We start from the raw sequence: 13134 nt of genomic DNA on the forward strand, positions 1-13134 counted from the left end.
GCTGAGCGTCTACGGGCAGTGACCGCGTAGCGGGCAGGACCGCTGTCCGGGTGACGGCCCGCTGAACGCGGGATGACCGTTGGTGGGCGGGTCCGTGCGAGCGGTCCCGGCGTCGGTGCCGCGTGTCACCATGACCGCGCGCGGCACCGGACCGGTGCCGCCGACCGCACACCACCGAGGAGCTGCGCGACGTGACTGATCGCCCCACCACCGGACGACGGGGGGTGGGGCTGGGCGCCGTCGTCGCTCTCGGCCTGACCTCCGTGGTCGTCCCCGTGGCCGCCCTGCCGGCCGCCGCCGCACCCGACGACTCGGCCGTCGTCATCACCGAGTACTACGCGCGCGGCGGGTCCGCGAACGCGCCGTACCAGCAGAAGTTCGTCGAGCTGTACAACCCGACGGACGAGCCGATCGACCTGTCCGGGATGTCGCTGCAGTACCGGTCCGCGACCGGTAGCGGCGCGACGAACAACAACGTCGCCCTCGAGGGCACCATCGAGCCCGGTGAGCACTTCGTCGTCTCCGGTGCCTCGAACGGCGGCAACGGTGAGGACATCTCCGCGCTGGCCGACCAGGACGCTGGGGGCTCGTTCAACCCGGGCGGGACCAACGGGGTCGTCGTGCTGGTCGACGGCACGGACAACGTCACTCTCCCGCAGGGCACCGTGGCCACCGGTGACCTCGACGGCGCGATCGTCGACCTCGTCGGCACCGGCACCGCCACGACCTTCGAGACAGCCGCGGCCGCCTCCGAGGGAAACAACAGCACTCCGCTGTCCTGGCAGCGCGACGGGTTCGCCGACTCGGACGACAACTCGACCGACTTCACGATGGCCGCCCCGACCCCCGAGATCGAGGGCGGCGGCGATCCGGACCCCGACCCGGACCCCGAGCCCGGCGAGCCCGTGACGATCGAGGAGATCCAGGGCGAGGGCGACGCGACCCCGCTCGCGGGCCAGTCCGTCACCACTCGCGGCGTCGTCACCGCCGTCTACCCGACCGGCGGCTTCAACGGCTTCACGATCCAGACCGAGGGCACGGGCGGCGACCTGACGGAGCACACCGCGTCGTCGGGCATCTTCGTCTACGGACCCGACGTCGTGGGAGACGTCGAGATCGGTGACTTCGTCGAGGTCTCCGGCGAGGCCGGCGAGTACTTCGGGCTCACGCAGATCTCGGGCCCGACCGTCACGCCGCTCGAGGAGGAGTTCGCCGCCGTCGAGCCGGTCGAGGCCGCGTGGCCCGAGACGGACGCCGAGCGCGAGCTCTACGAGTCGATGCTCATGCTCCCGACCGACGAGTTCACCGTCTCGAACACGTACTGGACGCTCCAGTACGGCGAGGTCGGGCTCGCCACCGGCGACAGCCCGCTCGTCACCCCGACCGACGTCGCGAACCCGGTCACCGACCCCGAGGGCGTCGCCGCGGCCGAGGCCGACAACGCCGCCCGCGGCGTCGTGCTCAACGACGGCTCGAGCTTCAACCTCATCAACTTCAACTTCGAGGACCACGAGATCCCGCTGCCGTACGTCACGCCGGAGGCGCCGCTGCGGACCGGGGCGTCGGCCACGATCAGCTCGCCCGTCGTCGTTGACTTCCGTCGTGTCCAGAACGGGGACAGCGCGTGGAGCTTCCAGCCCACGACGCGTGCGACCGGCGAGAACTACACCGAGTGGGTCTCGTTCGAGAACGACCGCGCGGAGCACGCCGCACCCGCAGAGGTCGGCGGCAACATCCAGGTCGCCTCGTTCAACGTCCTCAACTACTTCTCCACCCTCGGCGAGGACGAGGAGGGCTGCGAGTTCTACCCCGACCGCGAAGGCAACCCGACGACCGCCGACTGGTGCGACGTCCGCGGCGCCTGGTCGAGCGAGGCGTTCGCCCGCCAGGAGGAGAAGATCGTCGAGGCGATCAACACCCTCGACGCCGACGTCGTCGCGCTCGAGGAGATCGAGAACTCGGCCGAGTTCGGCCAGGACCGCGACGCGGCCCTCGCCACGCTGACCGAGGCCCTCAACGAGGACGCCGGCGCCGGAACGTGGGGCTACGTCGAGTCGCCCGCCGAGCTGCCCGCCGACGAGGACGTCATCCGCACGGCCTTCATCTACCGGATCGACACGATCTCGCCCGTCGGCGACTCGGTGATCCTCACGGACAGCCCCGCGTTCGGCAACGCGCGCGAGCCGCTGGCCCAGGAGTTCGCCGCCGTCGGCGCGGACGAGGAGCTCTCGGAGACGACCTTCGTCGTCACCGCGAACCACTTCAAGTCCAAGGGCTCCGGCACGGACGACGGCACCGGGCAGGGCAACGCCAACCCGGACCGCATCGCCCAGGCCGAGGCGCTCGTCGAGTTCACCGAGGAGAACTGGGGCGCTGAGCAGCCCGTCCTCCACGCCGGTGACTTCAACGCCTACACCGCCGAGGACCCCATGCAGATCCTCTACGGCGCCGGCTACACCAACCTCACCGAGTTCGAGCGTTCCGGCGCCCACAGCTACAACTTCGACGGCATGGACGGGTCGCTCGACCACATCCTCGCCAACGAGGCCGCGCTGGAGCTGTTCACCGGCTCCGCGATCTGGGAGATCAACGCCAACGAGCCGCTCGCGCTCGAGTACAGCCGGCACAACTACAACGTGACGAACTTCCACGAGGTCTCGCCGTTCCGGTCCTCCGACCACAACCCGGGCATCGTCGGTCTCGACATCCCGGTCTCCGGTGGCGAGGAGCCGGAGGAGCCGGTCGTGGTGACTCCTGAGGACGTGGTGTTCACGGACGCGGACGGGACCGACGCGGACACCTTCACGGTCCCGGCGGTCGAGGGCGTGGAGTACCTGGTCGGCGACGAGGTCGTCGAGGCGGGCACGCACCCCGGCGAGGGGACCGTGACCGTCACGGCGCGCGCCGCCGACGGGTACGAGCTGGCCGAGGACGCCACCACCGAGTGGAGCCACACCTTCGACGACAGCACGACGCCGGACCCCGACCCCGAGCCGGTTCCCCCGACCCCGGGTCGTGGGTTCTACCTCAACGACGGCTGGGACATCTGGGCCGACCACGAGTTCTCCTTCGGTCGCCCCGGCGACCAGGTGCTCGTGGGTGACTGGGACGGCAACGGGTCCGACACGCTCGCCGTGCGCCGCGGGAACGCCTACTTCCTGTCCAACTCCCTCTACGGGGGCAACGCGGACATCGAGCTGACCTTCGGCCGCTCCGGGGACACCGTGCTCGTGGGTGACTGGGACGGCGACGGCGTGGACTCCTTCGCCGTCCGACGCGGGAACAGCTACTTCCTCACCAACCGCCACACCGGTGGGGACGCGGAGACCGAGCTGGACTACGGCCGCGCTGGCGACCAGGTCCTCGTCGGTGACTACGACGGCAACGGGACGGACACGTTCGCGGTGCGTCGTGGGGCCCGGTACTTCGTGTCCAACAGCCTGGCCAGTGGCTGGGCGGACGCGGAGTTCACCTACGGGCGCGGCAACGACCAGGTGCTCGTGGGTGACTGGGACGGGGACGGGAGCGACACGTTCGCCTCGCGTCGCGGGAACCTGTACCTGATGTCGAACACCCTCACCGGTGGTTGGGCGGACCGCGAGGTCCACTACGGCCGCTCGGGCGACGAGGTCTTCGTCGGCGACTGGAACGGCGACGGCTCCGACACCCTGGGTATCCGCCGCTGACATGATCGACGGGTGAGCGGGTGTCTGGCTGACAGGTGAGCCAGACCACGTAGCACGAGACAGCGTCCGTCTGCCGGATCCATGGCAGGCGGGCGCTGTCGTGCTGTCTGCCGGCCGAGCTCGGCCTGGTGGTTCGCGCACCGCTCATGCATGGCGGGTCCGTATCGAGCAACCCTCCTGACCAGGCCAGAAGGCCATGCATGGCCCGCTGCTGCCTGGCCGGGACCGTCGGGTGGACGGCAGGTGAACGACCGGAACATAGTTGACGACAAGATGGCGTTGACCGGGCGTTTCGTTTCCGGACGATGTGAGGATGGCTGAGGCGAGTCCTGCGCTCGTCGATTCCCTCCCCCCTGGTCAAGGAGCAGTTCAACGTGTCTCAACGCCCACTCAACGGACGGCGGGGGGTGGGACTCGGCGCAGTGGCTGCGATGGTCCTCACCCCTCTGGCCGTCCCCGTCGTCGCGGCACCCGCGGCGGCAGCCCCCGACGGCACCGACGTCATCATCAACGAGTACTACACGCGCGGCGGCTCCACCGGCCAGCCGTTCCAGCAGGACTTCGTCGAGCTCTACAACCCGACCGACGCCCCCGTCGACCTCAGCGAGATGTCGCTGCAGTACCGCGGACGCGGCAGCGGGCTGTCGCACGGCACGCACGACCTCTCCGGCACCATCCAGCCCGGCGAGTACTACGTCGTAGCCATGCGTGGCGGTGTCGACGCGCACGGCGAGGACCTCATCCCCTCGGCCGACGAGTACGCCGAGAACACCACGGCGAGCTACAACCTCGGCGTCATCGCGCTCGTCGACACGCAGGACACGATCGCGCTCCCGACCGGGTCGATCGACACGACGCAGCACGAGCAGATCATCGACCTCGTCGGCACCGGCTCCGTCAACGCGTACGAGGGCACCGCTGCCGCGGCGAGCCAGGGCGGTTCGACCGACCCCCGGTCGTGGCACCGCACGGACTTCGTCGACACCGACGACAACGCTGCCGACTTCACGATGGCCGCCCCGAGCCCGGGGACCGACGCCCCCGTCGTCGAGGACCCGATCGTCAGCTTCGCGATCAACGGCACGGACGGTGCGGCTGTCAACGGCACGCAGTGGACCTTCACCGACGCCGAGGGCTCGGCGTTCGTCGTCGTCGACGGTGGTACCGCCGACGGTGAGAACGTCCTCGGGGACACCGACCCGGCCCAGGGCGCGATCACGGTCGAGGGTCTGCCCGCCGGCGACTACACCGTGACCGACACGAGCTCGCTGCGCGCCTGGCAGCGCGCCGAGGCGTTCGAGGCGACCATCGAGGGTGGCGAGCAGTCGCTCGAGGACATCGTGCTCGACCTCAACGGCATCGCTCAGGTCCGGACGCACGACGCCGCCGGTGCATACGTCGAGGGCGCAACGGTCCGCTTCACGACCGCCAACGGCACGCAGATCGATGTTGTCGACAATGCCGAGGGCGACCACAACTCGCTCCCGGGTGTCATCAGCGTGGAGGGCCTGCCTCTCGGCGCCAGCACGTACGAGATCGTCGCGGCGCCCGAGGGCTACGAGATCCCGGCCGACGATGCCCGCTCGCGGACGTTCTCGCGCTCGGGCTTCAGCTTCGTCGATTACCGCGCCTTCGTGCTCCCCGCGACCCCCGTCGTTCCCGGCCCGCTCACGGTGAGCGTCGAGAACATGCAGGGCGACACGGTCGGCTCCACGGGCTGGCTGTTCACTGCTGAGGACGGCACGCAGTTCTACCTGGCGGACAACAACCGCAGCAACGGTGGCGAGATCACCACGCTGGAGGACACGGACAGCGCGTTCGGCTCGATCGTGGTCGACGGCCTCCCGGCCGGCGAGTACACGGTGACCAACGAGAGCGCGGGCTCCTCCGCCTACCGCGCTCCGGCGGCGGCCACGGTGACGGTCGACGGCGGCGAGCAGGCGCTCGTGCCGTTCGTCATGCTCGGCAACGGGCGCATCGCGGCATGGGTGACCGACGAGGCGGACGAGCCGATCGAGGGTGTGACCGTTCGGTTCACGCACTCCTCGGGTGAGTCCGTCGAGGTTGTCGACGGGTCCGAGCAGGACCTGGCTCCGGCGGCCGGCACGGTGCGTGCGGGCAACCTCGAGCTGGGTGACTACACGGTCGAGATCATCGAGGCCGAGGGTTACGACGTCGAGGCGGCCGAGGCCCTCACGACGACGATCGACTCCGGTACCTCCTCCCGGTTCGCCGGCGGCTGGGTCCTGACCGAGATCCCGGTCGTCCCGGGCCCGGTGACGTTCACGGTCGCCGACTCGTCCGACTACACCATCAGCAACACGGTGTGGCAGTTCACCGACGCCGAGGGCGAGACCTTCACGGTGGCGGACAACAACGCGCGTCAGGCCGACCTCGACGACGCGAACGACGCGAACGGTCAGGCGTCCGTCTCCGGCATCCCGGCCGGCGAGTACACGGTCGAGAACATCTCGGTGGCCTCGCCGTGGCGTGCCGCGGAGCCGGTCTCGGTGACGATCACCGGGGACGAGCAGGATCTGGGCGAGTTCGTCCTCCCGGGCAACGGGCGCATCGCGGCATGGGTGACCGATGAGGACGACGCGCCGATCGAGGGCGTGACCGTTCGGTTCACGCACGCCGACGGCACGAGCGTCGACGTTGTCGACGGGTCCGAGGCTGACCTTGCTCCGGCGGCCGGCACGGTGCGTGCGGGCAACCTCGAGCTGGGTGACTACACGGTCGAGATCATCGAGGCCGAGGGTTACGACGTCGAGGCGGCCGAGGCTCTCACGACGACGATCGACTCCGGTGCGGCGGCCGTCTGGGCCGGCGGCTGGGTCCTGGCCGAGATCCCGGGTCCGCTGAGCATCTCGGTGCTCAACACCCTGGGTGACACGGTCGGGTCGACGGCCTGGCTGTTCACCGCTGAGGACGGCACGCAGTTCTACGTGGCGGACAACAACCGCAGCAACGGTGGCGAGGTCACGACGTTGCGTGACTCGGACAACGCGTTCGGTTCGATCGTCGTCGACGGCATGCCTGCCGGCGAGTACACGGTGACGAACGAGCGTCACGGTTCCTCGGCCTACCGCGCCCCGGAGCCGGTCACGGTGACGGTCGACGGTGGCGAGCAGTCGCTCGAGCCGTTCGTCATGCTGGGCAACGCGTCCACGACCGTCTACCTGCAGGACGAGGCGGACGAGTACGTGGCGGGTGCGACCTTCCGGATCACCGACGCGGACGGCGAGAGCCGCGACGTCGTCGACGGTGGCGAGGGTGACGGCAACGACCGCGACGGTTACGTCGAGTTCGGTCAGCTCGAACTGGGCACCTACACGGTGACGATGGTCGAGGCGCCGGAGGGTTACTCCTTCGACGAGTCCCAGGAGCTCACGGTCACGCTGACCGCGGGCGCTCCGCACCGCTTCGCCGGTGGCCTCCGCGTCGCGGAGATCCCCGGCCCGGTCTCCTTCACGGTGGCCGACTCGTCCGACTACGCGATCAGCAACACCACGTGGCAGTTCACCGACGCCGAGGACAACGTCTTCGTCGTCGCGGACAACGACGCGCGGAACACTGACATCGCCAACCTGTCCGACTCGGACGAGGCGAACGGTGCCTTCTCGGTGATGGGCCTGCCGGCTGGTGAGTACACGGTGGAGAACATCGGCGTGGCCAGCCCCTGGCGCGCGTCCGAGCCCTTCTCGGTCACCATCACCGGGGACGAGCAGGACCTCGGCGAGTTGGTCCTGCCGGGCAACGGCCGCATCGCGGCCTGGGTGACCGACGAGGACGACGCTCCGATCGAGGGCGTGACGGTTCGGTTCACGCACGCCGACGGCACGAGCGTCGACGTTGTCGACGGGTCCGAGGCTGACCTTGCTCCGGCGGCCGGCACGGTGCGTGCCGGTGGTCTCGAGCTGGGTGAGTACACGGTCGAGATCATCGAGGCCGAGGGTTACGACGTCGAGGCGGCCGAGGCCCTCACGACAACGATCGACGCAGGGACGTCCTCCCGGTTCGCGGGTGGCTGGGTCCTCGCCGAGATCCCCGGCCCGGTCTCCTTCACGGTGGCCGACTCGTCCGACTACGCGATCAGCAACACCACGTGGCAGTTCACCGACGCCGAGGACAACGTCTTCGTCGTCGCGGACAACGACGCGCGGAACACTGACATCGCCAACCTGTCCGACTCGGACGAGGCGAACGGTGCCTTCTCGGTGATGGGCCTGCCGGCTGGTGAGTACACGGTGGAGAACATCGGCGTGGCCAGCCCCTGGCGCGCGTCCGAGCCCTTCTCGGTCACCATCACCGGGGACGAGCAGGACCTGGGCGAGTTCGTCCTCCCGGGCAACGGCCGCGTGAGCGTCTACGCGACCGGTCCGGACGAGGAGCCGGTCGCCGGCGTGACCTACCGCTTCACCGGGTCGAACGGCGACACGCTCGACGTCGTCGAGGGCTCCGAGCAGGACACGAGCGACGCCGAGGGCACCCTGCGTGTCGACGGCCTCGAGCTCGTGACCTGGACCGTCCAGGTCGTCGCGGTGCCCGAGGGCTTCGAGTTCGACGCCGAGGAGACCCGGGAGGCCGTGCTCAGCGCCGGCATCCCGGCGCGCTTCGCCGGCGGCTTCGACCTCACCGAGACGCCCGTCGAGCCGGAGCCCGAGCCGGAGCCGGTCCCGCCGACGCCGGGTCGTGGGTTCTACCTCAACGACGGCTGGGACATCTGGGCCGACCACGAGTTCTCCTTCGGGCGCCCCGGCGACGAGGTCCTGGTCGGTGACTGGGACGGCGACGGGTCCGACACGCTCGCGGTCCGCCGCGGGAACGCCTACTTCCTGTCCAACTCCCTCTACGGGGGCAACGCGGACATCGAGCTGACGTTCGGCCGCTCCGGGGACACCGTGCTCGTGGGTGACTGGAACGGCGACGGCGTGGACACCTTCGCCGTCCGACGCGGGAACAGCTACTTCCTCACCAACCGCCACACCGGTGGGGACGCGGAGACCGAGCTGGACTACGGCCGCGCGAACGACCAGGTCCTGGTCGGTGACTACGACGGCGACGGGACGGACACGTTCGCGGTGCGTCGTGGGGCCCGGTACTTCGTGTCCAACAGCCTGGCCAGTGGTTGGGCGGACGCGGAGTTCACCTACGGGCGCGCGGCCGACCAGGTGCTCGTGGGTGACTGGGACGGGGACGGCAGCGACACGTTCGCCTCGCGTCGCGGGAACCTGTACCTGATGTCCAACACCCTCACCGGTGGTTGGGCGGACCGCGAGGTCCACTACGGCCGCTCGGGCGACGAGGTGTTCGTCGGCGACTGGAACGGCGACGGCGCGGACACCCTGGGTATCCGCCGCTGATCCGACCTGACGGTCACGCGTGAGCGGGCCCCGCACCCTGATGGGTGCGGGGCCCGCTTCGTCGTCGTGGGCGGGGTGAGCGCTCACTCGTCAGACGGACAGCCGCTCACCCGCCGAGGGACCCCCACCCTCGTGACGGAAAGTCCCCGCAGTCGTCAGGGGAGGACGACGGTCCGGTGACCGTTGAGGAGCACCCGGTGCTCGGCGTGCCAGCGCACCGCCCGGGCCAGCACGCGCCGCTCGACGTCCTGCCCGCGCGCCACGAGCTCGGCGACCTCGTCGGCGTGGGTCACCCGTTCGACGTCCTGCTCGATGATCGGCCCCTCGTCGAGGTCCGCCGTCACGTAGTGCGCGCTCGCCCCGATGAGCTTGACGCCTCGCGCGTGCGCCTGGGCGTAGGGGCGCGCGCCCTTGAAGCTCGGCAGGAACGAGTGGTGGATGTTGATGGCCCGCCCGGCGAGCTTGCGGCACAGGTCGTCGGAGAGGATCTGCATGTACCGGGCGAGGACCACGAGCTCGATGCCGAGCTCGTCCACCAGCGTCATCAGCCGCGCCTCGGCCTCCGGCTTGGTCTCCTTCGTCACCGGCACGTGCAGGAACGGGACGTCGTAGAACCGCGCGAGGGGCTCGAGGTCGGGGTGGTTGGACACCACGGCCGCGACGTCGACCTGGAGGCGGTCCGAGCGCTGCCGGAACAGCAGGTCGGTGAGGCAGTGCGCCTCCTTGGAGACCAGCACGATCGTGCGCAGCGGGCGTCCGACGACGTCGAGCGTGTACGTCATGTCGAACCGCTCGGCGAGCCCCTCCACGGCGGCCCGCACGTCGTCGACGTCGTGCTCCGTGCGGACCTGGACCCGCATGAAGAACAGGCCGGTCTCGGGGTCGCCGTACTGCTGGGACTCCGTGATGTTGCCGCCGTGCTCGGAGAGCAGGCCGGAGACGGCGTGCACGATGCCGGGCCGGTCCGGGCAGGACAGGGCGAGGACGAGATGCTGCGGGTCGACGACTGTGGGGTTCACCGGCGGCACCCTAGTCGTCCGCGTCGGGCCGCCGCCGAGGTGACCACTCCGCGCGCCGAGGTCCGACGCGGGGGCGTCGGGGATGGAAGACTACCGACATGGACGTAACCATCGACGTGGTCGACGACGAGCACGCTGGCGAGCTGATGACGGTCCGTCGTGCCGCGTTCGTCACGGAGGCCCAGATCTACCAGGACCCGCACCTGCCGGCCCTCACGCAGTCGCTCACCGAGCTGCGCGCCGACCTGGCGCGCGCCGACGTCGTGACGATCGGCGGCTGGCTCGGCCACCGGCTCGTCGGCTCCGTCCGGGTCGAGCTCGGCGGGGACCGGGCGACCCTCAGCCGCCTCGCCGTCGTCCCCGACCTCCAGAACCAGGGCATCGGCACCGAGCTGCTCATGTCGGTCCTCGAGTACCTGCCCGAGGAGACCGCGGAGGTCTGGATCTCCACCGGCCAGGACTCGGTGCAGAACCTCGCGATGTACCAGAAGAACGGTTTCGAGCACCAGTTCGACCAGCACACCGGCGACCTCACGTACGCCTACCTGCGCCGCATCCTCGGCGAGGGGGACCCGGTCGGGGCGAGCGCCGACGCCGCGCGCAGCGCCGAGTAGCCGGACGGCGGAGGCTCCCGCGGGCCGGTAGGCTGACCACGTCGTGACTGGCGAGAGGTGGATCGACCACCGGGGAGCGACGCGACCGTGGTCCGCCACGGGGAGAAGTCTTCGGCCGTCCGCCTGGGTCGAGGTCACCACAGTCGTGAGAGCTCACGCCGTGGCGTGACCGACCGAGGAGAGAGATGACCACCGAGACCAGCCCCACCGCCCGTTCGCTCGACGCCCCGCTCGCGGAGGTGGACCCGGAGATCGCCGCGGTCCTCGAGGGCGAGCTCACCCGCCAGCGCGAGACCCTCGAGATGATCGCGTCGGAGAACTTCGTCCCGCGCGCCGTCCTCCAGGCCGCCGGCTCCGTCCTGACGAACAAGTACGCCGAGGGCTACCCGGGGCGCCGCTACTACGGCGGCTGCGAGCAGGTCGACATCGCGGAGAACCTCGCGATCGACCGCGCGAAGTCGCTCTTCGGCGCCGGTTGGGCCAACGTCCAGCCGCACTCCGGGGCCCAGGCCAACGCGGCCGTCCTCCACGCGCTGCTCACCCCGGGCGACCCGCTGCTGGGCCTCGACCTCGCCCACGGCGGTCACCTCACGCACGGGATGCGGATCAACTTCTCCGGCAAGCTCTACGACGTCTCCGCGTACGGCGTGGACGAGCAGACCCACCGGATCGAGATGGACGCCGTCCGCGAGACCGCCCTCGCCACCCGGCCCAAGGTCATCGTGGCCGGCTGGTCCGCCTACCCCCGCCAGCTCGACTTCGCCGCCTTCCGCGAGATCGCGGACGAGGTCGGCGCCTACCTGTGGACCGACATGGCGCACTTCGCGGGGCTCGTCGCCGCGGGCCTCCACCCGAACCCGGTCCCGCACTCCGACGTGGTGTCCACGACGATCCACAAGACGATCGGCGGTCCCCGCTCCGGCATGATCCTCGCGAAGGACCCCGAGCCGCTCGGCAAGAAGCTCAACTCGGCCGTGTTCCCCGGCCAGCAGGGCGGACCGCTCATGCACGTCGTCGCGGCCAAGGCCGTGGCCCTCAAGCTCGCCCACGGCGACGAGTTCAAGGACCGCCAGCGCCGCACGGTCCAGGGCGCGCAGATCCTCGCCGAGCGCCTCCTCGCGGAGGACGTCGCCTCGACCGGCGTCTCGCTCGTCACCGGAGGCACGGACGTCCACCTCGTGCTCGTCGACCTGCGCAACCACGCGCTCGACGGCCAGCAGGCCGAGGACCTCCTGCACGCGGCCGGCATCACGGTCAACCGCAACTCCGTCCCGTTCGACCCGCGTCCCCCGCGCGTGACGTCCGGCCTGCGAATCGGCACCCCCGCGCTCGCCACCCGCGGGTTCGGGGAGACCGAGTTCCGGGAGGTCGCCGACATCATCGCCATCGCCCTGCGGGACGGTCAGAGCGCCGACGTCGAGGCCCTGCACGCCCGCGTCGACGCCCTCACCGCCCAGTTCCCGCTCTACGAGGGCCTCGCCCAGTGACCGCCCGGCTGCTCCCCGGCGGCCCGGTCGCCGAGTCGGTCCTCGCGGACGTCCGCGAGCGCGCCGCCCGCCTCGTCGAGGGCGGCACGACGCCGGGCCTGGGCACGATCCTCGTCGGCTCCGACTCCGCCTCGGCCGGGTACATCCGGATGAAGCAGGCGAAGGCCGCCGAGCTCGGCTTCACCTCGCCCCACATCCACCTGCCCGACGACGCCACCCAGGCCGACGTGCTCGCCGCCGTGTCCGAGATGAACGACGCGGCGGACGTCCACGGCGTGCTCCTCCAGCACCCCACGCCACCGCAGATCGACTTCGACGCCGCGCTCCTCGCGCTCGACCCGGACAAGGACGTCGACGGCCTGCACCCGGTCAACATGGGGCGGCTCGCACTGGGCATGCCCGGCCCCGTCCCGTGCACGCCTGCGGGCATCGAGGCGCTGCTCGCGTTCCACGACATCCCGATCTCGGGGCGCGAGGTCGTCATCCTCGGCCGCGGCACCACCCTCGGCCGGCCGCTCGCGCTGCTGCTGTCGCAGAAGCGGGCGACGGCGAACGCCGCCGTCACGGTCGTCCACACCGGCGTGCCGGACTGGGAGCGGTACACGCGCCGCGCGGAGGTCGTCATCGCCGCCGCGGGCGTGCCCGGCATCCTCCGGCCCGAGCACCTCTCGCCGGGCGTCACGGTCGTCGGCGGTGGCGTGCGCTACGAGGGGCGGAAGCTCCTGCCCGACGTCGACGAGTCGTGCGCCGAGGTCGCCGGGGCCATCACGCCGCGGATCGGCGGGGTGGGACCGACGACGATCGCGCTGCTGTTCCGCAACGCGGTCGAGGCGGCGGAGCGGGCGACCGCCACCGGTACGGCCGCATAAGTCGACCCGGCTCCGACCCGGCCCCGACCGGCCCCGGGTGGTCGGTCCGCGGTTGCCGACCCTCGGACGCGGGTCTAGCGTCGAGCGACGCCG

The 13134-nt window shown here is 70.7% G+C and carries 6 protein-coding genes and 1 riboswitch; of the genes, 5 read left to right on the forward strand and 1 reads right to left on the reverse strand.

The genetic code is table 11. The annotated features are described in order from the left end of the window. Positions 1–191 precede the first annotated feature (191 nt). Both AC24FB_RS11475 and AC24FB_RS11480 read left to right on the forward strand, forming a co-directional pair. Entirely contained in the window at positions 192–3686 is a 3495-nt protein-coding gene (locus tag AC24FB_RS11475; RefSeq protein ID WP_425715427.1) for an ExeM/NucH family extracellular endonuclease, read from the forward strand. A 407-nt stretch (positions 3687–4093) separates the two neighbouring features. After that, positions 4094–9052 carry a SpaA isopeptide-forming pilin-related protein gene (locus AC24FB_RS11480; protein ID WP_487560221.1) on the forward strand — a complete coding sequence of 1653 codons (4959 nt, stop codon included), beginning with the start codon at positions 4094–4096 and terminating at the stop codon, positions 9050–9052. A gap of 155 nt (positions 9053–9207) precedes the next feature. Here AC24FB_RS11480 and purU read toward each other — a convergent pair whose 3' ends face one another. Further along, positions 9208–10071, reverse strand: coding sequence for a formyltetrahydrofolate deformylase (gene purU, locus AC24FB_RS11485; RefSeq protein WP_425715429.1), 864 nt, complete (start codon positions 10069–10071; stop codon positions 9208–9210). Between the two features lie 98 nt (positions 10072–10169). On the opposite strand from purU, the gene AC24FB_RS11490 reads away from it, so the two are divergent. The 3 genes from AC24FB_RS11490 to AC24FB_RS11500 all read left to right on the forward strand — a co-directional run bounded on the left by AC24FB_RS11490 (position 10170) and on the right by AC24FB_RS11500 (position 13041). Beyond that, positions 10170–10685 carry a GNAT family N-acetyltransferase gene (locus tag AC24FB_RS11490; protein ID WP_425715430.1) on the forward strand — a complete coding sequence of 172 codons (516 nt, stop codon included), beginning with the start codon at positions 10170–10172 and terminating at the stop codon, positions 10683–10685. Positions 10686–10718: 33 nt separating this feature from the next. Next, a riboswitch (ZMP/ZTP riboswitch) is annotated at positions 10719–10821 on the forward strand. Between the two features lie 49 nt (positions 10822–10870). Further along, a complete protein-coding gene (gene glyA, locus AC24FB_RS11495; RefSeq protein WP_425715431.1) occupies positions 10871–12172 on the forward strand; it encodes a serine hydroxymethyltransferase in 1302 nt (433 codons plus the stop codon). Continuing rightward, complete coding sequence (locus tag AC24FB_RS11500; RefSeq protein ID WP_425715432.1) at positions 12169–13041, forward strand: bifunctional 5,10-methylenetetrahydrofolate dehydrogenase/5,10-methenyltetrahydrofolate cyclohydrolase; 873 nt, start codon at positions 12169–12171, stop codon at positions 13039–13041. Before glyA ends, AC24FB_RS11500 begins: the two co-directional genes overlap by 4 nt. The last annotated feature ends 93 nt before the right edge of the window (positions 13042–13134 follow it).

This window comes from Georgenia sp. Z1344, from assembly GCF_057652375.1.